This window comes from Idiomarina sp. HB (assembly GCF_048059115.1).
Taxonomy (GTDB): domain Bacteria; phylum Pseudomonadota; class Gammaproteobacteria; order Enterobacterales; family Alteromonadaceae; genus Idiomarina; species Idiomarina abyssalis.
Genome location: NZ_JAYLVU010000001.1, coordinates 949,674 through 975,740, shown reverse-complemented (window position 1 = coordinate 975,740; position 26,067 = coordinate 949,674). Strand labels below are relative to the sequence as shown.

The window sequence follows — 26,067 nt, the reverse complement described above, 5'->3', positions numbered from 1 at the left end:
AGAGTAGATAGTTGAAAGAGTGTTGCAAAACGTATCAAGGTTTTGTAATGTTATATTATTACATTAACAGCGCAGCTTTACTGGAGTAGTTTATGAAATTGAATGCGTTGACCTTGGCTCTGTTAGCAACCAGTACTGTTGCTCAAGCGCAGCAGGAAGAAGAACATGAGCACCTTAATGAGTACGAGGTGATCGTTATTAATGCAAGTCCGTTGGATAAAACGGCGCTTGAATCAGCGCAGCCGGTTAACATTATTTCGGGTGATGCGCTGAAACAGCTGCACGCGCACAGTTTGGGTGAAACACTGGCATTAGAGCCCGGCATTAATAACACGCATTTTGCCAATGTCGCAGGCAGCCCTATTATTCGTGGCCTGGGTGGCCCGCGGGTGAAAATCACTCAAAACGGACTGGATACCGGAGATGTGTCGCGGGGGAGTCCTGACCATGCCGTCACAACGGAAACCAGTACGGCTAAACAAATTGAGGTGTTAAGAGGACCAGCAACACTATTGTACGGTAGTGGTGCAATTGGTGGTGTGATTAACGTTGTTGATAACCGCATCCCTTCAGAACCTGTTTATGGCTTACAAGGCAATGCGAATGTTTCGTTGTCCAATAATAATGACAATAAAGAAGGTTCTTACGACTTACAAATAGGCAACGGGAAATGGGCGCTTTATACCGACGCCTTTATTCGCCGTGCAGATGATTATGAAACACCTTCTTTTATGAATGATGAAGGTGAAGTCGTTGACCACGTTGAAAACACTTTTGTCGATGCCGAAGGCGGAACCGTTGGCGGTAGCTATCAATTTGATGACGGTTTTTTCGGTGTATCGTATCAGGGGCTCTATCAGGAGTATGGCGTTCCCGGTCATGCTCATGGTGAGGAAGAGCATGAGGACGAACATGAGCATGGCGAAGAAGAAAGCCACGCTGAAGCGTCTGGTCCTTACGCTAACCTGGAACAAGAGCGTATTCAATTAGCGGGCCAGTGGCGCAACCCGTTCAGCGGTTTTAATCGATTAGATTTTCGTGGCGCTTTGACGGATTATCAACATCAGGAAATTGAGGAAAACTTTGTATCCACTCAATTTGAAAACAAGCAAAAAGAAATACGACTGATTGGTCAGCATAAAGAAATCGCTGGCTGGGAAGGTGCTGTAGGTTGGCAGTGGGACATAAGCGATAAAGCGGCTTTTGGCGAAGAAGCTTTCACACCTAACACCTCTCGCCGCACTCAGGGGTTGTTCTGGGTGGTAGAACAGGAGTTTGGGGCGCACCATGTTGATCTAGGTGTTCGCCACGAGCGCACTTCGCTTTCAAGCGATGAGCAGAAGCTTGATACTTTTGATGCGACCTCTGCTTCTGCCGGTTATCTGTATCACTTCAGCGACCACACATCGGTTTCATTTAATTTAAGCCATGCAGAAAGAGCTCCGGCCGCAAATGAAGTGTTTGCCAATGGTAATCACTTTGCAACTCGTACCTATGAGCTGGGACTTGCTTATGAGTTGCATGAGGAAGAGGGGGGCGAGTATCAAATTGAAGCAAGTGATACAGCGGTTAGCACCGAGACATCAAATAATATCGATGTTGGTTTCCATTACGAGAATGATAGCTTTCACGCCAACGCTAATGTGTTCTATAACCGTGTTGATGACTTTATTTATGATGATTTTACTGGCTTGAACAGTGAACAAATCCATGGTGATGAAGGTCATGATGAACATGAAGGCGAACATGAACATGAAGAAGCATTGCAAGTTGTTCAGTTCAGTCAGGTAGATGCAGAGCTTTACGGTTATGAGCTGGAGCTGGACTGGCAATTGAATGATCAATGGTCTGTGCACGGTTTTAGTGATTATACTCGTGCAAAACAGCGTGCCGGTGACAATTTGCCGAGGATCCCTGCACAGCGAGTCGGTACCGAGTTGCGTTACCAGGCTGTTAGCTGGGATGGTTCACTCGGTTACACTCGTTATTTAGAGCAGGACAAAACAGCACTGAATGAAACTACAACCGATGCCTATGGTTTACTCAACGCGCGCGTTAACCTGTACCCAGACTGGCTGGCAAATTATGGTGCGACCCTGTATTTAAAAGGGGAGAATTTGACCAACCAGTTAGGCTTTGTTCATAGCTCCTTCTTGAAAGAAGATGCACCGGTAACCGGCCGCCGTTTCCAGGCAGGCGTTTCTATTAGTTTTTAAGTGTTTTAGAAGACGCTGTCGCCTGAGTTCGGCGATAGCGTTTTCGCGTCAGTTCACCGCAGCTTCCCCATTTTTATTCCGAATTTTGTTAGTATGAATAACAATAGACTAACAACCGGATTGATAACCATGCCTTTTATACTTAATCGCCGGGCTCAGGCGATTGCTGTTGTCGTTTTTAGTATTTTCAGCCTGTCAGTTTCAGCTAAAGACTTAACTATTGAACGTATTTTTAGTGGTTCGCCTTTAGCTGGCGAAACGCCCCGAGCACTTAAGTTTGCGCCGGGAGGAAAATACCTTTCTTACTTAAAAGGCAGTGAGGAGAACCCTCAGCGTTACGATCTTTGGTTGTACGACATTGAAGCTGAAAAACATCAGCTGTTAGTTTCAGCTGACCAGCTGGCAACAGATGAAGTTGAATTGTCTGATGAAGAAAAAGCAAGGCGTGAACGTCAGCGTGTTAGTGGCAGCGGCATCATTGAGTACAGTTGGTCAGCTGAAGGCGATGCCTTGTTGTTCCCTTATAACGGCGATGTCTTTTATCACCAGCCGGGTAAATCGAAACCCCGACAAATGACAAAAACTGAGGCTTTTGAAACGGATGTAAAATTCTCTCCAGAGGGGAATTACATTTCTTATATTCGTGAACAGAACCTGTATTTTGTGGATATAGCCAGTGGTGAGGAGCAGGCTGTTACAACCGAAGGCGGTGGTACTATCAAGTTTGGTATGGCTGAGTTTGTTGCTCAGGAAGAAATGAAGCGAATGACAGGGTACTGGTGGTCGCCCGACGAGTCGGCCATTGCACTCACTAAAGTTGACGAAAGTCCGGTACCCTTGGCAACTCGAAGTGAGATTTACGCCGACAGAATTGAGACGATACAGCAACGTTACCCTTTTGCCGGAAGCGATAATGTCGATATTGATTTAGGTATTTATCAAATTAAAGACAGCACAACCGATTGGTTAGAGTTGGATAGGCTGGGAGATGGCTATTTAGCCAGAGTGAAATGGGTTGGTGATAGCCAGCAATTAAGCTATCAGTGGCAAAGTCGTAATCAGCAAGAGCTGAATTTGCTCATTTATAATCGCCAGGAGAAAAGTGAGAGAGAACTTCTGACAGAAACGTCGGATAGTTGGGTGAATCTTCATAACGACTTGCACTTCTTAGAAGACGATAAGCACTTTATTTGGGCTTCAGAGCGTAGCGGTCACAAGCACCTTTACCTCTATCGTCTGGATGGCTCGCTAATTCGTCAGCTGAGTTCCGGCGATTGGCAGGTGGACGAATTGGAAGCCGTTGATGAGAGTACAGGTGCGCTTTATTATACTGCCCGCAAAGAATCTCCGCTTGAATCTCATTTGTACCGGTCGCAGTTAAATTCGAGCTCAGCGGCAAATCCCACACGTATTACTGAGCGTGAAGGAATGCATGATATTGAATTTTCCTCAGACGCTCGCTCTTACCTGGATACGTATTCATCGCCTCAGCAGCCTAAGCAGGTGAGTTTACACGGCCCAACCGGGAATCATCTGGCATGGCTTTCCGAGAATAAGATTACAGAAGACCATCCACTGTCTCCTTACTTGAGAAATTGGCGTTACCCTGAGTTTGGTGAACTGGAAGCCTCGGATGGACAAACGCTCTATTACAAAATGACGAAACCCAGCGACTTTGATGCAGAGAAAAAATATCCCGTGCTTGTGTACGTTTATGGAGGTCCGGGCGCACAGAGAGTAACTAAGAGCTGGGGCAGTGAGTTTGTCCAATATATGGCGCAACAGGGGTTTATAGTATTTACTCTGGACAATAGGGGGTCAGCGAACCGCGGAAAGAGTTTTGAGGCGCCTATTTATAAAAACATGGGTGGTCCGGAGATTGAAGACCAGGTTACCGGAGTGCAGTATTTAACCAACTTACCTTTTGTGGATGCAGAGCGTATTGGTATTTACGGTCATAGTTACGGGGGCTATATGTCGTTGCTTGCTATGTTTAAAGCTCCTGAGTATTTCAAAGTTGGGGTTGCTGGCGCGCCAGTAACCGACTGGCGTTTGTATGACACACATTATACCGAACGTTTTATGGGAATGCCGGATGAAGGTAACGCCTATGAAAACTCATCGGTTTTTCCTTACAGTAAGAACTTAGAAGGTGATTTGTTGATTTATCATGGAATGGCCGATGACAATGTTCTGTTTACTCACAGCACAAAACTGTATAAGCAATTGCAGGACAACGCTCAGTCTTTTGAGATGATGAACTACCCGGGTAAAAAGCACTCTATTAACGGGCGTAATACAAAAATCCATTTATATTCAATGATTGCCCAATTTTTTCAACAAACCATTGGCGAACAATAGGTTATAATATGTACATACCTTCCACTAACAAGGAGTGACTATGCGCTTTTTATCCCGCCGACTGGTTATGCCAAATGATTTGAACTTTGCTGGTTCGTTGTTTGGGGGCCGTATTTTAGAATGGATTGATGAGGAAGCTTATATTTTTGCCAGCTGCCAGTTAGAGGCGAAAAGCTTAGTAACGAAACATATTGGCGCTATAACTTTTGAAACCTCTGCGTTTCAGGGCGATGTTGTTGAATTCGGTCTGCAGGTTAAATCGGTAGGGCGTACGTCTTTAGCTATTACCTGTCTGGTTCGAAATAAACACACGAAGCAAAACATTTGTACTGCTGACGATATTGTTTTCGTTCACATTGATCCGGAAACACGTCAACCAACGCCGCATGGAAAAACCAAAGATCAGTTAGATGATATGCCAGAGCCGCTTTAAGCGGCCCTGGTATTTTCGTTAGATTGGCGAGCCCGGAGGTAGTGCTTCGGGTTCGTATTGTTCAGGCCATTCAGCGTCAGTTAAGAACGTCTCTAAATCACCTGCCAGCTGCCGGATTAACAACGAACCGGATTCAGCCAACTGCTTTTGCTGTTCAGCAAGTTGAGCGCGCATCGCTAAACGAGTCTCTGCCGCTAAACCAGAGCTTTTTATCGCCCGCACCTCAGCATTTATTGCTGTCGTTAACAGACGTTGCTGTAGCGGCTGGTTTTGAGCATTTTTCCAGTCGTTGAAAACAGTATTAAAAACTTCTGACATAAGCTGTGCAGGTGACGGAACCCGATCGTTTTCTGCGTGTTGCTGAGTCAGCCGGTTCAGACGTTGACTGTTAAGCATTAGCTGTAGGCTATGATCAGCGGCACTTGCTGCCATACTTACGGTATCTGGTATAAGCCCGGTTTTACCATCAAAGTACTCACGCGAAGAACTCTCGCCATAGGCTGCCGGAACTAGCCATTGCTTAACATGTGAAGGCACGCGCAGGTTGTCTGCCTGAATCGTTCTTAACAGTTGATTCAATGCACTTTGTTGTCTGGATGCACTAACCGGCTGGTAGTCATCTGCCGCATCATCTGCCATGTAATAACGGTAGTTAACACCGCCTAGCCATTTTACCGCAGCCTCTACCTGGTAACGGTGTAATAGGTAGATAGGCACAAAAGTGGCTTGTAGCTGACTTAAAGGTTGGTCCGGACGCAGCATATCCTTACTGAAGTTATCCAGCACTTGCGCGCGAACGGACAACAGACGCTCTAGCTCTGTTACCGGGTCGCTGCCGTTGTCCCATAAATGAGCAAGCGGATGTGCGCCTCCCGCCGGGCGCGCGTCTTGATCAGAAATGAAGCTAAGGTTAAGCGCTTTATTCTTTTCCAGAATACGTGTTAGTTGCTCCGTTGATGAAGGCATGCCGCCAAAGTCACTGTAACCGTAGGCCAGTACTTGTTTGTCCCAAATACCTAAACCCTCAGTATAAGCGTCATTCAAACTTAACGTACCATCGGTAGTTAAGTTAACTAATGGGTGCGGGTAGTCCATAACCGATGCTCTGTTTGATGTACTTGCAGCAAAGTTATGAGCGATTCCCAGAGTGTGACCGATTTCATGCGCGCTTAGTTGGCGAATACGCGCTAAAGCCATTTTTTGCACCGCTTCTTTCAATTCACTGGCGTCGTCAATAAAGGGAGTCAGCAAGCCTTCAGCAATTTTCATATCCTGACGAACACGCAGAGAGCCTAAGGTGACATGACCTTTAATGATCTCGCCGGTGCGTGGGTCAATGACCGAGGAACCATAAGACCAGCCGCGGGTCGCTCTGTGAACCCACTGAATAACGTTATAGCGAATGTCCATTGGGTCGGCGTCGTCGGGCAATACTTTTACCTGAAAGGCGTTGTCATAACCGAGTTCCTCAAAGCCTTCAGCCCACCAGCGAGCACCTTCAAGTAAAGCTGTTTTTACTGGCTCAGGGGCTCCCGGATCCAAGTAATAAATAATTGGCTCGCGCGCCTGGCTTTGTGACGCAATTGGGTCTTCTTTATTGAGACGGTGACGAGGAATGTACTGCACGGTCATCGACTCACCAAGAGGTGCTGCATAATCTTTAAAACTGTGCGCCCAAAAACCACTGTTTGGGTGAAAGTTTCTGGGTTGATAAGCAGTATCGGGCAGTTTAATAAAGGAATGATGAAGGTGAAGTGAAATGGCGTCGGCGTTAGCTGCTACCTGATTGACCCATTGTCCTTTACCGTCGCCGACAAACGTCACTTTGGCTTCGAGTTCGGTATTCTCTACAAAGGCTTTACTGCGTTCAGGGTAAACAACAGAGCGACTCGCATCGGCTTTAAATTGCCCTTGTTCTGTTTGCTGTAAGCGCTTACTAACACCATGCACATCAGTCAGCAAATAGGGCGTGTAATCAATTAAAACATTTTCGTTATTACTGGCGACAATATCGAAGCCATGAAGTACTGAACCGGCAAAAGCCTGCTGGACACTATTGCGTTCTGCCGGGTTACGAGTTTGCGCCCGGAACTGAGTATTGTGCTGAAGCAGTAAAGCAGTATTGCCCTCAATATGAAAAGACGCCAGTCGGGTTTCACCGAGCTGGCCTCTGTCTAAACCAATATCATTAGAGCCCAGCCCCCAGGGAAGGCTGGTTTGAAGAATAAATTGTTTATCGCTTTTGGGGACTTCCAGATAAAACTTACCTTTGGCCTCATCGTGATAGAAAGTAAAAAATCCCTGTTGCTCGTCAAACGACGCCGTGAATTTTTCAATGGTTGTTTTCTCAGTGTCAGCCAGAACGCTGGCTGACACGAGCAGCGTTAGCAGTAACAAGGTTTTGGAAAGAAAGCTTTGCATTGTTATTATCCTAGTTGTTCAGCAATTTCTTCTAATATTTGCGTCGTCCATTGTTCGATACGATCATCTGATAGCTCATATTGTGAGTCTTCATCTAGTGATAAACCGACGAACTGGGTGTTATCTGCGGTTAATGCTTTGGAAGCAGCAAATTCGTAGCCCTGATTAGGCCAAAAACCAATTCGTTTACAGCCGTGATCAGCAATAGCATCGTGTAGCATGCCCAGAGCATCCTGAAACCAGTCGGTATAACCTTCCTGATCACCCATACCGTATAGCGCAACAACTTTGCCGCGCAGGTCAACATCGTTAATGTCGTCCCAGTGGCTTTCCCAGTCTTCCTGAAGCTCGCCGAAGTCCCAGGTGGAAATACCAAAAATCAGGATATCAAATTGTTCAGCTTCTTTTAGCGGTGTGTCTTTTATATCAAACAGCTGAACAATGTCTTCGCCTATGGCTTGTTGAATTTTTTCCGCGGCAATTTCGGTATAGCAGGTGGTAGAACCATAAAACAAGCCAATTTCCAGGGACATAATAAACACCTCTGTCATGCGTTGAGTCTTTGATGCGGATGCATTGTAACAAAAAGACCGTTAGAATGAGCGCCTTTGTTTCCGGGGAAAGCTTCAAATGAGGGGCAGTATGAACTTTGATCAATTAGTGGAGCGACTTGAATCGGTCTTTGATGAGGCGGTTGTTTCGGGTACTGATGATGAACTTTTCGCTTGCGGTTATTTACGTGGTCACTTTGATTTAGTGGTTGCCCAGTTAGAGATGTCCGGCGAGACAGAGCCGGATAAGGTCATGCCTGCATTGCGTGAAGCCGTTTACAAAACCCGACATGAGTTATCCCCGGCGGATCAGGCTCATATCAACAGTGTACTGGATAAATTAGCTCTGAAAGCGACGAGCGGAGATGCGGCGTAAAGCACTTTCGGTAAGCGGCATTAGCTCTCCGGTCAATTGGCAGGCAAGCATCTCGCCCAGCACAGGGGCAGAGGTAAATCCGCGAGAGCCAAGCCCCGTCAATATGTATAAGTTATCGCTGAGAGCCCCTGCAACAGGCTGATGATCGGGGCTTGTTGCTCTGACTGAGACTCTTGCCGTTTTAACGTCTAATGATTCTGCCCAAGGCTGCTGAGCATTCTCCGTCAATTGTCTTATATTCTCTTCGTTATCTTCGGCTTTGGTCGCCAGGCTGTCATTATTGCGGCTAAAGGTTGCGCCAACGCAGTGGTACTCTTTATCAGCAGGCACTAAATAGCCCTTAAAGCATAAAACAGCCTTTAATGATGAAAGCTTGCTGGTGGTTTGAACTAGGCTGACTTGTCCTCGGACAGGCTGAATAGGTAATGCCTCAATGCCTTGTGGCAGCAGCGAATTAACGTGGTGCCCGGTGGCAATCACAACTCGCTCCGCTGACAGCGACTCTCCGTTATCGAGCAAAACGTTCCAGTCTTTATTATCTGTTTGTTTTAGTGATACGGCTTTGGCTTTGACTAACTCGACGCCCGCTGCTTTGAAAAGGCCTTTAACCACGGCCTCAGGCCTTAACCAGCCGGCCTTAGGGTAAAGTAGGGCGGGTACGCCCAGGGGCACTCCGGCTTTTTCTCCTGCTTCGGCTGGCTGCAGGTAGTTCACTGACTCTTTTGCGTAGAGATTATCGGCTATACGCTGGTAACGCGTTTTCCTTTGCTCATTAAAAGCAGGCTGCATGACGCCAGTTGGAAACCAGTTTTCGCTACAAAAAGTCTGATAAAAACTTGTCGCTGTAGAAAAAGCCTGCCAGTAAAACCGGCTGAGCGGCGTGTGTTCAGCATGTAAAAGCGGATAAACAGCACCTTGAGGGTTTCCGGAAGCGCCATCAGCTATGTCAGGACTAATCACTTTAACGTCAACTCCCCGACGAGTCAGAGCAAGAGCTGTGCAGGCAGCACTTATTCCGCCCCCGATAATAGTGACGTTACGCCTGTCGCTGCGTTTGAGTTTATTTGACTCGGAGTAATGACCACAAAGCATTTCTCTTTTACGGCCAAAGCCAGGAACTTTTTTTACTAAAAAGCCCGCCTGCTGCAGCGCTCTTCTGACACTGCCTGCGGCGGTGAAAGTAGCGAAGGTGGTTTCACTGTGAGATGTCTGGCTCATGGCTTCGTAGAGTCTGTGCTGCCACATTTCCGGGTTTTTAGCTGGTGCAAACCCATCCAGGAACCAAGCGTCAACTTTTTGTTGCGCCTGAGGGAGCCACTGGGGCAATAACTCATTAATATCACCAATCCATAGATCCAGAATGACCCGGCCTTGTGATAGGATAAGGCGATGACAACCAGGATCAGGTGCCGGGTAGTGTTTGAGAAATTCACTACTCACCTCTGCTACAGGCTTCAGTAACTGGTAAGCTTGATTAAGCTGGCTACGCGACAAAGGATACTTTTCAAAGCTGACAAAATGCAGCCGGGTGTCACTGGGAGCGTGCTCCAGAAAACGTTGCCAGGTGAGCAAAAAGTTAAGTCCGGTACCGAAGCCCGTTTCCGCAATGGTAAAGCAGCCATGGGCAGAGAGTGTCTGCCAACGGTCGGGTAATCCGTTTTGAGCAAGGAATACGTATTGACTCTCGTCAACGCCGTTATCGACAGAAAAGTAAATATCATCGAAAGTGGTGGAAACTGGTACACCTTGCTCGTTAAACTGGACCGATGAATTAGAATTCAAGTGGCTATCCCATGATTTATCAGTTAATGGTCGCTATAATAACAACTTTACGAACAACAGTGGACAAAGCAGACCACATTCATACACGACGTTGGTTAATATATCGACGTAGAAATGTCAGACAGGACTAAAGAATGAGAAGAGCTGTTATCACCGGACTTGGTATTGTATCAAGCATCGGTAACAATCAAGAAGAAGTGCTGGAATCATTGCGTATCGGGAAATCCGGTATTACGCGCTCAGAATCTTTTGCAGAAATGGGCTTGCGCTGTCAGGTATGGGGTGAGGTCAAGTTAGACCCTAAAGACCATATTGATCGCAAAGCGTTGCGTTTCATGGGAGATTCAGCTGCTTATGCCTACATTGCAATGGCTCAGGCCATCGAAGATGCAGGCCTGACAGAAGAGCAGGTATCGCATCCTCGTACCGGACTGGTTGTCGGTTCTGGTGGCGCATCAGGTGAACATCAGGTAGCAGCGGCCGATCTTTTACGCGAACGCGGTGTGAAAAAAGTGGGGCCTTACATGGTTCCTCGTTGCATGGCGTCAACCACCTCTGCATGCCTGGCTACACCTTTTAAGATTAAAGGTGTTAACTATTCAATAAGTTCTGCTTGTGCAACCTCTGCTCATTGTATTGGTCATGCGTTGGAACTTATCCAGTTTGGTAAGCAAGATCGTGTTTTCGCCGGTGGCGGTGAAGAACTGCACTGGACGCTGGGCATGGAGTTTGATGCGATGGGCGCGTTGAGTACTAAGTACAACGACACGCCTGAAAAAGCCTCGCGCACATACGACCAGGGACGCGATGGCTTTGTGCCTGCTGGCGGTGGCGGTATTCTGGTTATTGAAGAGCTGGAAGCGGCAAAAGCGCGCGGTGCAAAAATTTATGGCGAGATCGTTGGTTACGGAGCTACCTCAGACGGCTTCGACATGGTTGCTCCATCGGGTGAAGGTGCGGTTCGCTGCATGAAGATGGCAATGGAAACTGTGGATACTCCGGTTGATTACCTGAACACTCACGGTACCAGTACTCCAGTTGGAGATGTCAAAGAGCTGGAAGCCATTCGCGAAGTATTCCCGGAGAAAACGCCTATGATCAGCGCTACTAAAGCAATGACGGGCCATGCTCTTGGGGCTGCAGGTGTTCACGAAGCAATTTACTCATTGCTGATGATGAAACATGGCTTTGTCACGCCTTCCATCAATATTGAAGAGCTGGATGAGAAAGCCGATGGTATGAACATTATTCAGAAACCAACTGAAGCTCCATTGCGCACAGTCATGTCCAATAGCTTTGGTTTTGGTGGTACGAACGCATCGCTAGTGATGCGCCAATACTCTGAATAAGCGATTTAGCCGGTTATTGCGGTGAAAATCGTCGCTGACCAGAATATTCCCGCACTGTCTGACATATTGTCGGGTGCGGGAACACTTTCTTACTTCTCCGAAAGAAATCCGTCACAAGAGGTGCTCGCAGACGCAGATGCGCTATTAGTCCGTTCCGTCACAGCGGTTGATAATGAGCTTCTGGAGCAGGCCCCTTACTTAAAGTTTGTTGCATCTGCCACTATCGGTACCGAGCACGTGAACCTTCCGCTGTTACAAGAGCGAGGCATTGCTTTTGCGCATGCTCCTGGCGCTAATGCACAGTCAGTTGGTGAATATGTTCTTTGTGTGGTTTTAGACTGGTTAAGTCATAAACCTGTGTATTCCGTCGATGAAATAGACGTTGCTATCGTCGGAGCCGGTCATACAGGAAGAGCTGCGGGGAAAAGACTTCAGGCTTTGGGGTTTAATGTTCACTATTATGATCCGCCGCTTTGTAAAAAGGGTGTTAAGTTTGTACATGACCACTGGCAGAGAGTGCTAACCGCAGATATTATCTCCTGTCATGTTCCTTTAACCGATGATGGCGACTTTCCCACACGGCATCTATTTGAGAGTACGGCACTGCAGTCGCTGCATTCAGAGCAGTTACTTGTGAATGCCAGTCGAGGTGCAGTAATAGACAATAAAGCCTTGTTGGATCGAGTTATTCAGGGTGAGCGTCCTTCAATTGCATTGGATGTTTGGGAAAATGAACCCGATATATTGCCGGATTTAGTCCCTTATACGGATATAGCGACTCCTCATATTGCCGGGCATAGCCTGGAAGGAAAAGTGGGAGGGGCGGTTATGATCGCAAACGCTTTGTTAGCGCATTTTGAAATGCCGGCTACTAAAGAATTAGCAGATGTGTTACCAAAGGTTGAATGGCCAGAGCTTGATGCCGCGATGTTAACGTCTCCGGAAAGCTTTAACTCTTGGGTAAAAGAGCATTTTAACATCCACGAAGATGATAAAAACTTCCGCCGTCATGGACTAACGCGAGATGGGTTTGACAGTTTGCGACGTAATTATCGCAAAGAAAGCCCGCGCAGAGAGTTCATTAATCAGGTGGTTACATGCCATAATAGCGAGCAATACATACAGTTTTTACAGTTGGGCTTTCGTGCCCGGCAAATTGCTTAAGTAAGGAGTCAGCATGTCACATGGGTTTCGCGTTGCGGTATTAGGTGCAACAGGTTTAGTGGGCCAGCAAATGATAGAAATTCTGGCTGAACGAAAATTCCCGGTGGCAGAGCTTTTTCCTTTAGCTAGCGCTCGTTCGGCTGGCGCTACCGTTGACTTTAACGGTGAAGAAATCGAAGTGTTAGACGCTACCGAGTTTGACTGGTCTAACGCCGATATCGCATTTTTCTCTGCGGGAGGCTCTATTTCCCGTGAGTTTGCACCGAAAGCCGCTGAGGCAGGTTGTGTTGTTATCGATAATACTTCCGAGTTTCGCTACGAACCAGATATTCCTTTAGTGGTACCGGAAGTTAACGCCTGGGCGTTAGCCGACTTCAGGAATCGTAATATTATTGCAAATCCGAACTGCTCGACCATCCAGATGATGGTCGCACTTAAACCGATTCACGACGCGGTGGGTATTGAACGTATTAACGTCAGCACCTATCAGTCAGTATCGGGTGCCGGCAAAGAGGCGATGGAAGAACTTGCAAAGCAAACAGCAGAGCTGTTAAACGGAAAGCAACCGACAGTTGCTAATTTCAGCCGTCAAATTGCTTTTAACTGCATTCCTCAAATTGATGTTTTTCAGGACAATGACTACACCAAAGAAGAAATGAAAATGGTGTGGGAAACGCAAAAGATTTTTAATGACCCCAGCATTAGAGTCAATCCAACGGCGGTCAGAGTTCCAGTATTTTTTGGGCATGCAGAAGCTATCCATATTGAGACACGCCAGCCAATTACTGCCGAACATGCAAAGCAGCTGTTAAGTGAAGCTCCGGGTGTAACTCTGATGGAGCAAAGAGAGGAGTTTCCGACACAGGTCGGTAATGCAGCTGGAAACGACGATGTGTTTGTAGGGCGGGTCAGAGAAGACATTAGCCATCCAAATGGTCTTAATTTGTGGGTTGTGTCTGATAACATCCGCAAGGGTGCAGCAACGAACAGCATACAAATTGCCGAAACTTTAATTCGTGATTACTGGTAATTTAACCGGCTGTATGTCATAAAGTTTTTTAAACTAACGCCGTTAAAGATAAGAGCAAAGCGCGGGCAGAGACGAAGGAATGAGAAAAACGATTAGAGTGCAGGTATTGAGATACTTTTCGCTGGCAGCCATTGCGTTGTCCGGCAGCATGACAGTCGCTGCAGCAGGTTGGCAGGACGGTGTTGTTATAAAAGGAGCCAAAGGGTCTGAAGCAACTGATGTTCGTTTAGGTCAGGAGCGCTATGGACCTATTACCAGATCTGATACCTTATGGGATATTGCCCGTCGCTATAAACCTCATTCCAGTGTCACACAATACCAAACGATGGTTGCTATTGTGCAGGCCAACGATGAGGCCTTTGTCAATGGCAATATGAACCGTATGCTTGACGGTTACTACCTGCGCATTCCTTCCTTGCAAGAAATTGAAATGGTTAACCCTGAAGCCGCACGTCGTCAGGTGGTGGTTGATGGTCAATTGCAAACTAAGTCTCAGGAACTTACTGAGGCAGAGCAAAGCACTCAGAGAACTCGCTCCGAACAACAGCAACTACTTGAAGAAGCTCGACAGAAAGCTGAACAGACGATTCAGGAAGTTGAACAACGTCAGGAGCAAAACTTTAAAGAGCTTCAGTCTGACATTCAGCAGTCTATGCAGGCTGTTGAACGCATGTATGGTGAAAACCAGTCGCTGCAGGAACGAATCGATGCGCTAGCGGAGCGCCTCGATGAACTGGCTGCCAGCGTAAGTAAAACTGATGAACTAGAAGCTCAGTTTCAACAAGTATTAGCTCAACAGAGACAAATGCTTGAGCAGCAGGCTCGGGAAGAAGCGGAACAAGAGTCTGGTTTTTCTGATTGGCTACAAAGCCCATTGAATATGTTGTTGGTGTCGGTGTTGCCTGCGCTGCTTATTATTGGGTTAATTGTATTTTTCTTCTTACGGCGATCGTCAAAATCTAAAGCGACGGAAGAAGAAGAGCAGAGTTCTAACAAGGAGTTGACCGAGGAAGAAGCTGCTGCCGAGCTGGATAAAGAATTATTGGGTGATGTGCCTAAAGACAGTACTGATGGTCTGTTCGATATCGACGGTGAAGACACCTCCGATGATGATGGTGACGATCTTAGTGCTTTAGAAGCAGAATTAACCGGACAGTCTTCGGATGCAGACGAAACCGACTTTAGCGTCCGTCTCGATGATGAAGACAGTGAACCGGAACAGAAAAAGCCTGAGCCGAAAGAAACCGTCGATGAAGATTTAGATGAAGATGATCAAGCGGTATTGCCTGACGATGATGATGATGCCGGAGAGCTCTCTCAGGATGAACTGGATCGTCTGTTTGGCGAGGCCGGTGATGATGACGAACAGGCAATAGACCTCTCTGTTAATGATGAGGAAGAAGAAAAATCGGAAGCGGCTGAGCAGCCAGAAGATGCACAAGCAGACTCAGCGGTCAGTGAAGATGAACCTGATGAGGAAAAGGCTGAGCAGGACGCTACCGATGATATTGACGATATTCTTGCTGATAATGCTCCGCAAGAGACCGATACAGATGATGAGTCGGTAACAGAGGAAGCGGCGGAGAGAAGCGACGCGGACGACGAAAGTGATGATTTATTGCCGGATGACTTTGATGATAGCGGAGTCGATGACGTTTTAGCCGATTTAGGCTTAGCTGAGAATGAGACAGAAAAAGGTGAAGAACCCACTCAGGATGAGACTGATGAATCTGAACTGGAAGCGGCAGAGCAGTCAGCAGAAGCGCTAGAGCCTGACGAGAGAACCGAAGAAGAACCGCAAGAGCAGGAAGAAGATGACCTGGAGCAATTGCTTCAGGAGTCGGATGAATTAACTCAGTCACTGGACGAGCTGGATGACTTAGAAGAGGAAGTTCCTGAGGACGATGCCGAGCTTGATGAAGCGGAAGATGAAGCCGATAAAGAGTTAGAGTCACTGTTCGGTTCGAGCGAAGAAAGTGATGAGAGTGAAGAGGTCGACTCGTTTAGCGCAAAAGACGACGAGGACTTTGTTGATATAGATTCTTTGATGGCCGAAGCTGACGAAGAGGAAGAAGATACCGATCGTTATCAGTCGTCTGCGGTTAAAGACGTATTACCCGATGATGAATCGGGTGATGCTGAAAATGCTCCTGAGGATGATGATCCCTCAGCTCAGCTGGATTTAGCCAGAGCCTATATCGAAATGGGTGAAGAAGATGAAGCTCGGGAGATTCTTCAGCAATTAGCAGAAGGTGACGATGAAGCGCTGGCGAAAGAGGCCGGCGCGTTGAAACAAAAACTCGATTCGTAGGATTAAGCTGTATGCGAATGGCCTTATGCCTGGAATACGATGGCAGCCGCTATTATGGTTGGCAACGTCAACGTGAAGTTATTAGTGTCCAACAATGCGTAGAACACGCTGTCAGTAAAATAGCCGATGCGCCCATTGAAGTAACTTGCGCCGGAAGAACCGACGCGGGTGTTCATGCAACAGGGCAGGTTGTGCATTTTGATATTCCGGTCCCCCGGGCGGAGCCAGCCTGGACACTGGGCGTAAATAGTAATTTACCTGCAGGGATAGCAGTACGCTGGGCTCAAGAGGTCGATAGTGAGTTTAGCGCTCGTTTTAGTGCTACTTCGCGGCGGTATCGATACATTATTGCCAACACGCGTTTTCGTCCCGGAATCCATTCGTTTGGCGTTAGTCATTATCATCAACCACTTGACGAAAAAGCTATGCAGGCCGCTGCACCAGCCATTATTGGTGAGCATGACTTTACCACATTTCGTGCCTCACATTGTCAGTCTCACACGCCCTTTCGAAAGGTGACGGACTTAACGGTAGAGCGCCGCGGCGACTATATAATTATTGATATAAAGGCTAACGCCTTTTTACACCATATGGTCCGAAATATTGTGGGAAGCCTAATTGTAGTTGGGCAGCACGAACAGCCACCTGAGTGGCTTGCAGAGTTACTACGACAAAAAGACAGGACCAAAGCGGCGGCAACGGCGAAGCCCGGAGGGTTATATTTGGTCGAAGTTACCTATCCTGAGAGCTATAATATACCTCAGGTTCCCCCGGGACCTTTATGGTTAGGCGACTAAGGCCACTGTTATGACCTCTTTGCTTGATCCATTTGTGGTACCATGTAAGCTACATCACATTGACTAATAATAGCCTTTGGGCGGAATAGTATGAGCTGGATAGAAAGAATTCTTGCGAAGCCAAAAATTAACAAACGTCGGGGTGTTCCAGAGGGCGTCTGGAGTAAGTGTACTGCCTGCGACAACATTATTTATAAGGCGGATTTAGAGCGTAGCCTTAATGTCTGCCCGAAATGTGATCACCATATGCGGGTTACTGGCCGCAGTCGGTTGGACATTTTTTTAGATAACGACAACCGCGAAGAAATTGGCACTGATTTAGAGCCGAAAGACGTTTTACGTTTTAAAGACTCTAAAAAATACAAAGACCGTATTTCTGCAGCACAAAAAAGCACGGGCGAAAATGACGCACTTATTGCGGAAAAAGGAACCGTAAAAGGTGTTCCTTTAGTTGCTGTCGCCTTTGACTTTAACTTTATGGGCGGTTCTATGGCATCAGTTGTTGGTGCTAAGTTTGTTCAGGCTGCGGAAGTTAGCCTTAAGCACCGCATCCCGTTAGTTTGTTTTTCTGCATCGGGTGGCGCTCGTATGCAGGAAGCTCTGATGTCATTAATGCAAATGGCGAAAACATCGGCAGCGCTGGCACGTATGAGTGAAGAGGGTATTCCCTTTATTTCTGTGCTGACAGACCCGACGATGGGTGGAGTTTCTGCAAGCCTTGCTATGCTAGGCGATATTCACATTGCGGAACCTAAAGCACTTATTGGTTTTGCTGGTCCGAGAGTTATTGAGCAGACCGTACGCCAGACGTTACCTGAAGGGTTCCAGCGTGCTGAATTCCTATTAGAGCATGGAGCCATTGATATGATTGTCGATCGCCGTAACATGCGTGACACAGTCGCTCGATTGTTGGCGAAAATGCAGAACCTGCCATCTACTGAAACGTCGGAAGTCAGTGTAAGCGAATAATGACTGCCGGACCGCTATCTGCCCCTGCAGCGTCAGCGTCGCTGCAGGAATGGCTGACTTATCTTGAAAGCATCCATCCCCAAAGCATCGACATGGGACTTGAGCGTGTGGCCAGGGTTGCAGCGAGTGCCGATGTACTTGAGCCAGCGCCTTTGGTTATTACGGTCAGTGGCACTAACGGAAAAGGCTCGACGGTTTGTTACCTCGAGACTATTCTACAGACAGCTGGCTACACCACTGGCGTCTACACGTCGCCACATATCGTAGAGTATCGCGAACGGGTTCGTATTAATGGTCAGGAACTGACAAACTCTGCACATACCGAAGCTTTTGCGGTCATTGAAAAAGCGCGTAAGAACACCTCTTTAACCTATTTTGAGTTTGGTACGCTGGCTGCGTTATGGCTCATGAAAGCCAATAAACCCGATGTGGTTATTCTTGAAGTCGGCTTAGGCGGACGGCTTGATGCTGTGAATTGTGTCGATGCTGATGTTGCAGTAATTACCAGTATCGGTATCGATCACATTGCATTTCTTGGTAATAATCGAGAGCAAATAGGGCGTGAAAAAGCAGGCATAGCGAGAACGGATAAACCATTAATTTGTGGTGAAGCCAGCCCTACAGCAAGCATTGCTGAAACGGCAGATCGCGTTGGTGCTAAGTTGTGGCAGGTCGGCAGGGACTTTCATCGAAATGAAAAGGCGGATAGCTGGAGTTACCGTAGTCAGTACACCCAGTTAAACGATTTACCTTTGCCTAAGTTGCCTATTATCAATGCTTCAACTGCAATTGCCGCTATCGAACAGTTACCCTTGCCGGTTACGTTATCGGCAATACGAGAAGGCATAGCTAAGGCCGCGCTTCCGGGAAGAATGCAAACAGACTCCTATAAAAACTGTGAGATATTATTGGATGTTGCACATAACCCTCAGGCTGCTGCTTATGCCTGCCAGTATCTCGACAAATTTTACCCGAAGCATAAAGTGTTTGCCGTTGTTGGGATGTTAAGTGATAAAGACCATAGTGGGGTCGTTAAAGCTTTGAGTTCCAGAGTTTGCGACTGGTATTTAGGGTCTCTGTCGGAGCCTCGTGGCGAAACATCCGGGCAATTGGCGGTTAAAGCCAAACTACCTAATGAATCTTGCCACTTATTTGACTCAGTTGAGCATGCATTTTGCGAGGCTGTCCAGGCGGCGGAGCAATACCAGGCAAATAATGGTAAAGCTCTGGTTTTCGGCTTCGGCTCGTTTTACACTGTAGCGAGAATTACCGCGCATTTAAAAGGAGTTTGAGCTTTGTCCAGTCCTCTGCAGAATCGTCTTGTTGGCACTCTGATATTGGTGGCGTTAGCTGTCATTATTATTCCCGATATATTGGATGGTGAGAAGGCAGACCCGATTGAGCCAATGGAAACCATTCCGCTAAAGCCCACCGTTGAGGAAGAACTTCAAAAACCGGAAACCTTGTCGGATAAAACCGTGTCAGAACCGGTAATCGTTGAAGAATCTCTTCCTGAAGCAGAAAAGACTGCGGATTCAGCTGAGCCCATTAACGAGAGCAGTGATGCCCAGGCCCCGCCACGTGAGCCGGCTGAGTATGCTGCTGACGGTAAAGCCTGGGTTATCCAGTTGGGCGCATTTAGTAACGAGGACAGTGTTAAACGTTTGATCTCTCAGTTACGGGAAAAAGGCTTTTCGGCGTACTCGCAAAAGGCATCTGATGGTTCAATTAGTCGTGTTTTAGTTGGTCCGGATACATCAAAGACTGAGCTGGAGAAGCAATTAGGTCCGCTGAAGGAACTCACCGGGCTGCAAGGTAAGGTAATTACTTATCGGCCATGATTTTTGCAATATATGTGAAAAGAAAATCACATTCTCAGGCACATTCTGTTAAAATCCACCGCGTCTTTTGCGCAGCAATTGTGAGTCATTATGCTCTGGATTGACTATGCCATTATAATTGTCATCGGCCTTTCAACGCTGATCAGTCTGGTAAGGGGCTTTGTTAAAGAAGCCGTGTCTCTGGCCATCTGGATTTCAGCCTTTTTTATCGCGAGTCAGTTTTATCTCGATCTGGCAGTATACTTTACCGAAATTGGCGATCCTCTGGTAAGAAATGCCGCTGCAATAGCTGCATTGTTTGTAGCGACTCTTATTCTGGGCGCAATTATTAACTACATTCTTTCTCAATTAGTTCATCACACGGGCCTATCCGGAACTGACCGGGTTCTCGGTCTGGTTTTTGGTGCGTTACGCGGTGTATTAATTGTCAGCGCTTTATTATTTTTTATTGATTCCTTTACCACATTATCTTCCAGTGAATGGTGGAAGGAGTCTCTATTAATTCCTCACTTCGGTGTATTTATTCAGTGGTTTTTCAGTTATCTGGAAAACAGCTCCAGTTTTTTAGTCCCTCAACCTGTATAAAAAGGTGAAAAGACATGTGTGGTATTGTTGGTATTGTTGGTAAGCAGGCTGTTAACCAAGCGCTTTATGACGGGTTAACTATGCTTCAACATCGTGGCCAGGACGCTGCTGGTATTATGACAGTTGATGAGCATTGCACTTTACGCTTAAGAAAGGCCAACGGCTTGGTACGCGATGTGTTCCATACACGCCACATGCACCGCTTGGCAGGTAATGTTGGTATTGGTCATGTACGCTATCCCACCGCCGGTAGCTCAAGCTCTGCCGAAGCACAGCCATTCTATGTTAACTCGCCTTTCGGTATTGCTATGGCACACAATGGCAACCTGACCAACGCTAACGATGTTCAGGAACATTTGTTCCAAACAGCTCGTCGCCATATTAATACCACGTCTGACTCAGAGATTTTGCTTAACGTATTTGCTAACGAGTTAGATAAGAACGAAAGTTTGACACTGAACGAAGAAGACGTTTTCCGCACTATGACAGCGGTTCATCGTCAGGTTCGTGGAGCTTATGCCGTAGTCGCTATGATTCTCGGCCACGGTATGGTTGCGTTTCGCGACCCATGGGGGATTCGTCCTCTGGCACTGGGTAAACGAGACACGGAAGATGGCGAGGAATATATTGTTGCGTCTGAGAGCGTTGCAATTGACGGTACTGGTTTTAAGTATGTGCGTGATGTCGAGCCGGGCGAGGCTATTTATATTACGAATGACGGTAAACTATACTCGCGCCAGTGCGCCGACAAACCCATGCATTGTCCTTGTATTTTTGAGTACGTTTACTTTGCACGCCCCGATTCATTCATTGATGGGATCTCGGTGTATGCCTCTCGTGTCAATATGGGGCGTAAGCTGGGCGAAAAACTGAAACGGGACTACGCAGATTTAGACATTGATGTGGTTATCCCAATTCCTGAAACCAGCTGTGATATTGCACTGGAGATAGCCAATGTTATGGATTTACCGTACCGCCAGGGGTTTGTGAAAAACCGTTATATTGGTCGTACTTTTATCATGCCGGGGCAGACTCAGCGACGTAAGTCAGTACGCCGTAAATTGAACGCTATTAGCGCTGAATTCCGCGGTAAGAATGTTTTGCTGGTTGATGACTCTATTGTTCGCGGAACAACCTCTGAGCAGATTATCGAAATGGCTCGCGAGGCTGGTGCCAAAAAGGTTTATTTTGCATCAGCAGCTCCGGAAATTCGTTTCCCGAATGTTTATGGCATTGATATGCCAAGTGCGAATGAGCTAATTGGTCATGGACGAGAAGCTATAGAGATTCGTGACATGATCAAAGCCGATGGGCTCATTTATCAGGATCTTGATGACCTGATAGATGCAGTCGGTGCAGAGAATCGCTCAATAAAGCGTTTTGAAACATCGGTGTTTAGCGGTGAGTATGTAACCGGAGATGTTAGTCAGGAATATCTAGATCGTCTGCATGCAGCTCGTAACGACGTTGCCAGATCTGAGCGTGACGGCTCAGAAGACGCTAACCTTGAGCTGCATAACGATAACGACTGACTCAGCCTAACAGCAAGGCTGAGTCAGTAATTGCTCAGTCTTGCTGGAAAGGGTAAACCGAGCCTAGCTTAAGAATTTGAGTCAGTTCATCCAGAGCTGAACGCGATTCTTCTAATAATGCCGGATCGCGTAAATCATCAACAGCCAACTCATCGCGATAGTGCTTTTCTACCCACTGATTTAAACGACTGAATAATTTATCAGACATTAAACAATTCTGGTTAGCCCCGGTGAGTTCTTCATCGTTCAATGCAACTCGTAAGCGCAGACAGGCGGGCCCGCCACCATTTCTCATGCTCTGCTTCACATCAAAGAATTCAACCCGCTTAATGGGGCTGTCACTGTTTTGAGTCAACTGTTCCAGATACGATCTGACACTATCGTTCTCCTGACACTCCGTTGGCGCGATGATTGTCATTTGGCCATCGGGCGGTGTGATGAGCTGAGTATTGAATAAATACGTACTAACGGCGTCCTGAATACTTACCTGTTCAGTACCCACTTTAATGAAATGTAGCGGGTTATCACCGAACTTACGCTGAATTTCGGCCAATTTCGCTTCTGTATCGGCAAAAGCCTGCTCATGATAGAACAGTACGTTTTGGTTGCCGACGGCAATGACATCGTTATGGAAAACCCCTTGGTCAATTACGTCAGGGTTCTGCTGAATATAAACGGTATTATCTTCGCTCAGGCCGTGCAAGCGAGCAATGGCCTGAGAGGCTTCTAAGGTCTGTCTTGCCGGAAAGCGTTTTGGAGCTGGTTTAGAACTGTCAAAGGCATAACGGCCATAGACAAAGAGTTCGACTCCGGCGTGACCATACTCGCGACACAAACGAGTGTGATTGGCCGCACCTTCATCGCCAAAATGCTCGTTGTCGGGTAAATGCGTATGGTGCTCAAAGTAGCGACTATTGTTGAACATAGCTTGCAGGATACGACCGCTGGTCTGTGGCTCTAATGAACGGTGAAACTTATTGGTCAGGTTAGCCGGGGTAAAGTGTACTTTACCGTTAGCGGTGTCAGCACTTGGCGAAACGGTCGCAGCATTGGCGGTCCACATACTGGAAGCAGAGCAGACGGCCTGGAAAATAGCCGGAGCTTCGGTTGCTGCTTTATGTAACACCTCGGCATCAGTCCCGGTAAAGCCCAGACGTCGCAAAGCAAAAATATCCGGGCGTTCCTGAGGAGCAAGTACTCCCTGCTTCATTCCCATATCGTGCAGTGCTTTCATTTTTTTCAGGCCTTGCAGGGCAGCACTTTTAGGACTGGATGAGGCTTTAGCGTTGGCCAAAGAGGCAACATTACCGAACGACAATCCAGCGTAATTATGAGTAGGTCCGACCAAACCGTCGTAGTTGACTTCGAAGTGTTGCATGCTCACTTTTCGATACTCCCTGCACGTATTGTGCACCTGATAATGTAAACTAAGGTGTCATTATACTGTTTTAAAACCGCCTTGAAAGCCTTTATTTTTCTGGCGTTTAAGCCCGTTCGCCTAAATCTGACTGTTTATCTAACTTGTGCGAATTTTTATCAAATACTCGAGTTATGGTTGTTTCTGCTGACGATAACCGATATACCTAAAAAAGGTCGCTAATGAGCAATTGCACTTGTAATTGTTACTGTTAGCACGTATATACACGGTCATCTACAACAAGAGAACGATTATTCTATGGCAAAATCGCTCGTCATTGTCGAGTCTCCGGCAAAAGCCAAAACGATTAATAAATATTTAGGTAAGGACTTTGTCGTTAAGTCCAGTGTTGGTCATGTCCGTGATCTACCTACCCGAGCTACTGAGACAATCAAAAGCAAACCGGCAGCTGAAGTCCGGAAGATGTCTCCGGATGCAAAAGCTAAATATCAAAAAGAACGGGACTATAAGCGGCTAATTGCTCGTATGGGAGTTGACCCGGAAAACGATTGGGAAGCTCACTACGAAGTTCTGCAGGGTAAAGAAAAAGTCGTTAAAGAGTTAAAACAGTTAGCGAAAAAGTCTGAGGAAATTATCCTCGCAACGGATTTGGACCGCGAGGGAGAGGCAATTGCCTGGCACCTGCGGGAACTTATCGGTGGTGACGATTCCCGCTATAAACGAGTGGTGTTTAACGAAATTACTAAAAAAGCCATTCAGGAAGCTTTTGAGCACCCCGCAGAGTTGAATACGGATCGGGTCAATGCGCAGCAGACTCGCCGTTTTCTTGACCGAGTGGTCGGCTTCATGGTTTCTCCGTTATTGTGGAAAAAAATAGCCCGTGGGTTGTCGGCAGGCCGTGTGCAGTCAGTTGCTGTGCGTCTGGTGGTTGAACGCGAGCGCGAAATAAAAGCCTTTGTTCCGGAAGAGTATTGGGATGTTCATGCGGATTTAATGACGCCATCGGAAGACTCTCTGCGTATGCAGGTAATGAAGCAGGCGGGAAAAAACTTTCGCCCGGCTAATAAAAAAGAAACCGATGCTGCACTGGCGTTATTGAAGGGTTCAGGTTACGAAATTACCGGCCGTGAAGACAAGCCCACGTCGAGCAAACCCAGCGCACCGTTCATTACTTCAACACTTCAGCAGGCGGCCAGTACCAGGTTAGGCTTTGGTGTGAAGAAGACGATGATGATGGCTCAGCGTCTTTATGAAGCCGGTCACATTACTTATATGCGTACTGACTCAACCAATTTGAGTGCTGAAGCGGTTGATGCCTGCCGTGACTTAATAGCAAAAGACTTTGGTAAAAACTATTTGCCGGAAAGCCCGACTCGCTATGGTGCTAAAAGCAACGCACAAGAAGCCCACGAGGCTATTCGACCGTCAGATGTGAAGGTGAAGTCAGAATCCTTATCTTCAGTTGAGCGTGATGCTCAACGTTTGTATGAGCTTATTTGGCGTCAATTCGTTGCTTGTCAGATGGTTCCTGCGCGTTATGACAGTACGACCTTAACTGCCACTGCGGGTGATTTCGAATTAAAAGCGCGCGGACGAGTTATGCGCTTTGCCGGTTGGACTAAGGTGATGCCTCCGGCTAGCAGCAAGAAAGAGGGTGATGATAATCTGCCGGACGTAAAAAAAGGCGATGCATTGAAACTGGAGCAACTGCTTCCAGAGCAACATTTTACCAAGCCACCGGCTCGCTATGGTGAGGCGTCTTTGGTTAAAGAGCTGGAAAAACGCGGTATTGGTCGCCCGTCGACTTACGCGTCGATTATTTCTACTATTCAGGACAGAGGCTATGTTCGGGTAGAGAGCCGTCGATTCTTTGCTGAAAAAATGGGTGAAATTGTCAATGACCGACTTGTTGAGAACTTCACCGAACTAATGAATTACAACTTTACGGCAGAAATGGAACAGGCATTGGATGATATTGCTGCCGGGAAGCGTGACTGGAAAGAGACCCTCGATAAGTTTTATGCGGACTTTAAAGAGCGGCTGGAAAAAGCTGAACTGGAACCTACTGAAGGTGGTATGCGTGAGAACAGTCTTGTTCTGACCGATATTGACTGTCCTGAATGTGGTCGAAAAATGGGGATAAGAACGGCTTCAACCGGAGTTTTTCTGGGCTGTTCAGGTTACAACCTACCGCCGAAGGAACGCTGTACTAAAACACTGAACCTGACGCCGGGTGAAGAAGCGGTTGAGGTAACTGACGAAGAAGAACGTGAAACCGAAGCGCTGAGAGCGAAAAAGCGCTGCCCTAAATGCGGGACAGCGATGGATAGCTATCTTATTGACGAAAAGCGCAGGCTGCATGTTTGCGGTAACAATCCAACTTGCGACGGCCAATTGGTTGAAGAGGGCACGTTCCGGATTAAAGGGTACGACGGTCCAACTATCGAGTGTGATAAATGCGGCTCGGAAATGCAGCTAAAAAATGGACGTTTTGGTAAGTACTTTGGTTGTACCAACAGTGACTGCAAAAATACCCGTAAGTTGTTGCGCAGCGGGGAACCTGCGCCACCTAAAGAAGATCCGGTCCCATTGCCGGAGTTACCCTGTGAAGAGTCCGATGCTTATTTTGTTTTACGGGACGGTGCGTCAGGTATTTTCTTGTCAGCTAATACTTTTCCTAAGTCGCGGGAGACCCGTGCTGTTACCGTAAAAGAGCTAGCTCAGTTTAAAGACCGGTTACCGGAAAAGTTCAAGTATCTGGCGGAAGCTCCGCAGGAAGACGATGACGGCAACGATGCTATTGTTCGCTTCTCGCGCAAAAACAAAGAACAATACGTGGTGACCGAAATTAAGAAAAAACAAACTGGCTGGAAGGCATTTTTCCGAGATGGGAAGTGGCAAGTACAGGACAAGTAGTTAATGACTTACGGGCAAAGGGTCACTTTGCCAATGGCGAATCAAAACCGGCTGG

General features: G+C 47.1%; 19 protein-coding genes. 15 read left to right on the top strand and 4 right to left on the bottom strand.

The genetic code is table 11. The features are described from left to right. The first annotated feature begins 92 nt into the window (after window positions 1-92). From VBY75_RS04870 to VBY75_RS04860, 3 genes are all read left to right on the top strand, one after another. On the top strand, window positions 93-2,216 hold the full coding sequence (locus tag VBY75_RS04870; RefSeq protein WP_416511295.1) for a TonB-dependent receptor domain-containing protein: 2,124 nt from the start codon (window positions 93-95) through the stop codon (window positions 2,214-2,216). A gap of 129 nt (window positions 2,217-2,345) precedes the next feature. Continuing rightward, on the top strand, window positions 2,346-4,577 hold the full coding sequence (locus VBY75_RS04865; RefSeq protein ID WP_416511293.1) for a DPP IV N-terminal domain-containing protein: 2,232 nt from the start codon (window positions 2,346-2,348) through the stop codon (window positions 4,575-4,577). Between the two features lie 40 nt (window positions 4,578-4,617). Continuing rightward, window positions 4,618-5,010 (top strand): acyl-CoA thioesterase, encoded by a 393-nt coding sequence (locus VBY75_RS04860; RefSeq protein ID WP_054486953.1) that lies wholly within the window; start codon window positions 4,618-4,620, stop codon window positions 5,008-5,010. A gap of 18 nt (window positions 5,011-5,028) precedes the next feature. Here VBY75_RS04860 and VBY75_RS04855 read toward each other — a convergent pair whose 3' ends face one another. Together VBY75_RS04855 and fldB are read right to left on the bottom strand one after the other, a co-directional pair. Continuing rightward, window positions 5,029-7,431 carry a zinc-dependent metalloprotease gene (locus tag VBY75_RS04855; RefSeq protein ID WP_416511290.1) on the bottom strand — a complete coding sequence of 801 codons (2,403 nt, stop codon included), beginning with the start codon at window positions 7,429-7,431 and terminating at the stop codon, window positions 5,029-5,031. A 5-nt stretch (window positions 7,432-7,436) separates the two neighbouring features. Continuing rightward, entirely contained in the window at window positions 7,437-7,958 is a 522-nt protein-coding gene (fldB, locus tag VBY75_RS04850; protein ID WP_054488477.1) for a flavodoxin FldB, read from the bottom strand. Window positions 7,959-8,073: 115 nt separating this feature from the next. Between fldB and VBY75_RS04845 the strand changes: the two genes are divergently transcribed. Then, complete coding sequence (locus VBY75_RS04845; protein WP_167336994.1) at window positions 8,074-8,358, top strand: YfcL family protein; 285 nt, start codon at window positions 8,074-8,076, stop codon at window positions 8,356-8,358. On the opposite strand, the gene mnmC is transcribed toward VBY75_RS04845, so the two are convergent. Beyond that, window positions 8,323-10,140, bottom strand: coding sequence for a bifunctional tRNA (5-methylaminomethyl-2-thiouridine)(34)-methyltransferase MnmD/FAD-dependent 5-carboxymethylaminomethyl-2-thiouridine(34) oxidoreductase MnmC (mnmC, locus tag VBY75_RS04840; protein WP_416511288.1), 1,818 nt, complete (start codon window positions 10,138-10,140; stop codon window positions 8,323-8,325). The genes VBY75_RS04845 and mnmC overlap by 36 nt on opposite strands. 134 nt (window positions 10,141-10,274) lie before the next feature. On the opposite strand from mnmC, the gene fabB reads away from it, so the two are divergent. From fabB to purF, 10 genes are all read left to right on the top strand, one after another. Then, window positions 10,275-11,489, top strand: coding sequence for a beta-ketoacyl-ACP synthase I (gene fabB, locus VBY75_RS04835; RefSeq protein WP_054486960.1), 1,215 nt, complete (start codon window positions 10,275-10,277; stop codon window positions 11,487-11,489). 21 nt (window positions 11,490-11,510) lie between these two features. Beyond that, window positions 11,511-12,653, top strand: a complete 1,143-nt coding sequence (locus VBY75_RS04830; protein ID WP_416511286.1) for a 4-phosphoerythronate dehydrogenase — start codon at window positions 11,511-11,513, stop codon at window positions 12,651-12,653. Window positions 12,654-12,666: 13 nt separating this feature from the next. Then, a complete protein-coding gene (locus VBY75_RS04825; protein WP_054486965.1) occupies window positions 12,667-13,683 on the top strand; it encodes an aspartate-semialdehyde dehydrogenase in 1,017 nt (338 codons plus the stop codon). A gap of 79 nt (window positions 13,684-13,762) precedes the next feature. Beyond that, entirely contained in the window at window positions 13,763-15,994 is a 2,232-nt protein-coding gene (locus VBY75_RS04820; protein WP_222236750.1) for a FimV/HubP family polar landmark protein, read from the top strand. Window positions 15,995-16,005: 11 nt separating this feature from the next. After that, window positions 16,006-16,791: a tRNA pseudouridine(38-40) synthase TruA gene (truA, locus tag VBY75_RS04815; RefSeq protein ID WP_054486969.1), complete on the top strand. Its 786-nt coding sequence runs from the start codon at window positions 16,006-16,008 to the stop codon at window positions 16,789-16,791. A gap of 90 nt (window positions 16,792-16,881) precedes the next feature. After that, window positions 16,882-17,760, top strand: coding sequence for an acetyl-CoA carboxylase, carboxyltransferase subunit beta (accD, locus tag VBY75_RS04810; RefSeq protein ID WP_222236751.1), 879 nt, complete (start codon window positions 16,882-16,884; stop codon window positions 17,758-17,760). Beyond that, window positions 17,760-19,052: a bifunctional tetrahydrofolate synthase/dihydrofolate synthase gene (gene folC / locus VBY75_RS04805; protein ID WP_273023412.1), complete on the top strand. Its 1,293-nt coding sequence runs from the start codon at window positions 17,760-17,762 to the stop codon at window positions 19,050-19,052. Before accD ends, folC begins: the two co-directional genes overlap by 1 nt. A 3-nt stretch (window positions 19,053-19,055) precedes the next feature. Beyond that, a complete protein-coding gene (locus VBY75_RS04800; RefSeq protein WP_199494613.1) occupies window positions 19,056-19,601 on the top strand; it encodes an SPOR domain-containing protein in 546 nt (181 codons plus the stop codon). Between the two features lie 90 nt (window positions 19,602-19,691). Beyond that, window positions 19,692-20,186, top strand: coding sequence for a CvpA family protein (locus tag VBY75_RS04795; RefSeq protein ID WP_054486977.1), 495 nt, complete (start codon window positions 19,692-19,694; stop codon window positions 20,184-20,186). 14 nt (window positions 20,187-20,200) lie between these two features. Then, window positions 20,201-21,718, top strand: a complete 1,518-nt coding sequence (purF, locus tag VBY75_RS04790; protein WP_054486979.1) for an amidophosphoribosyltransferase — start codon at window positions 20,201-20,203, stop codon at window positions 21,716-21,718. Between the two features lie 34 nt (window positions 21,719-21,752). Here purF and astB read toward each other — a convergent pair whose 3' ends face one another. Next, window positions 21,753-23,096, bottom strand: coding sequence for an N-succinylarginine dihydrolase (astB, locus tag VBY75_RS04785; protein WP_416511281.1), 1,344 nt, complete (start codon window positions 23,094-23,096; stop codon window positions 21,753-21,755). Between the two features lie 297 nt (window positions 23,097-23,393). Here astB and topA point away from each other — a divergent pair, with 297 nt between their 5' ends. Next, window positions 23,394-26,012, top strand: a complete 2,619-nt coding sequence (gene topA / locus VBY75_RS04780) for a type I DNA topoisomerase (RefSeq protein WP_416511279.1) — start codon at window positions 23,394-23,396, stop codon at window positions 26,010-26,012. The last annotated feature ends 55 nt before the right edge of the window (window positions 26,013-26,067 follow it).

Excerpts from the sequence above, each read along its gene's own strand:
- purF (WP_054486979.1), top strand. The coding sequence starts at position 20,201 with ATGTGTGGTATTGTTGGTATTGTTGGTAAGCAGGCTGTTAACCAAGCG.
- VBY75_RS04865 (WP_416511293.1), top strand. The coding sequence starts at position 2,346 with ATGCCTTTTATACTTAATCGCCGGGCTCAGGCGATTGCTGTTGTCGTT.
- accD (WP_222236751.1), top strand. The coding sequence starts at position 16,882 with ATGAGCTGGATAGAAAGAATTCTTGCGAAGCCAAAAATTAACAAACGT.
- VBY75_RS04825 (WP_054486965.1), top strand. The coding sequence starts at position 12,667 with ATGTCACATGGGTTTCGCGTTGCGGTATTAGGTGCAACAGGTTTAGTG.
- VBY75_RS04860 (WP_054486953.1), top strand. The coding sequence starts at position 4,618 with ATGCGCTTTTTATCCCGCCGACTGGTTATGCCAAATGATTTGAACTTT.
- VBY75_RS04845 (WP_167336994.1), top strand. The coding sequence starts at position 8,074 with ATGAACTTTGATCAATTAGTGGAGCGACTTGAATCGGTCTTTGATGAG.
- fabB (WP_054486960.1), top strand. The coding sequence starts at position 10,275 with ATGAGAAGAGCTGTTATCACCGGACTTGGTATTGTATCAAGCATCGGT.
- VBY75_RS04820 (WP_222236750.1), top strand. The coding sequence starts at position 13,763 with ATGAGAAAAACGATTAGAGTGCAGGTATTGAGATACTTTTCGCTGGCA.
- folC (WP_273023412.1), top strand. The coding sequence starts at position 17,760 with ATGACTGCCGGACCGCTATCTGCCCCTGCAGCGTCAGCGTCGCTGCAG.
- VBY75_RS04870 (WP_416511295.1), top strand. The coding sequence starts at position 93 with ATGAAATTGAATGCGTTGACCTTGGCTCTGTTAGCAACCAGTACTGTT.
- astB (WP_416511281.1), bottom strand. The coding sequence starts at position 23,096 with ATGCAACACTTCGAAGTCAACTACGACGGTTTGGTCGGACCTACTCAT.
- VBY75_RS04855 (WP_416511290.1), bottom strand. The coding sequence starts at position 7,431 with ATGCAAAGCTTTCTTTCCAAAACCTTGTTACTGCTAACGCTGCTCGTG.
- topA (WP_416511279.1), top strand. The coding sequence starts at position 23,394 with ATGGCAAAATCGCTCGTCATTGTCGAGTCTCCGGCAAAAGCCAAAACG.
- truA (WP_054486969.1), top strand. The coding sequence starts at position 16,006 with ATGCGAATGGCCTTATGCCTGGAATACGATGGCAGCCGCTATTATGGT.
- VBY75_RS04795 (WP_054486977.1), top strand. The coding sequence starts at position 19,692 with ATGCTCTGGATTGACTATGCCATTATAATTGTCATCGGCCTTTCAACG.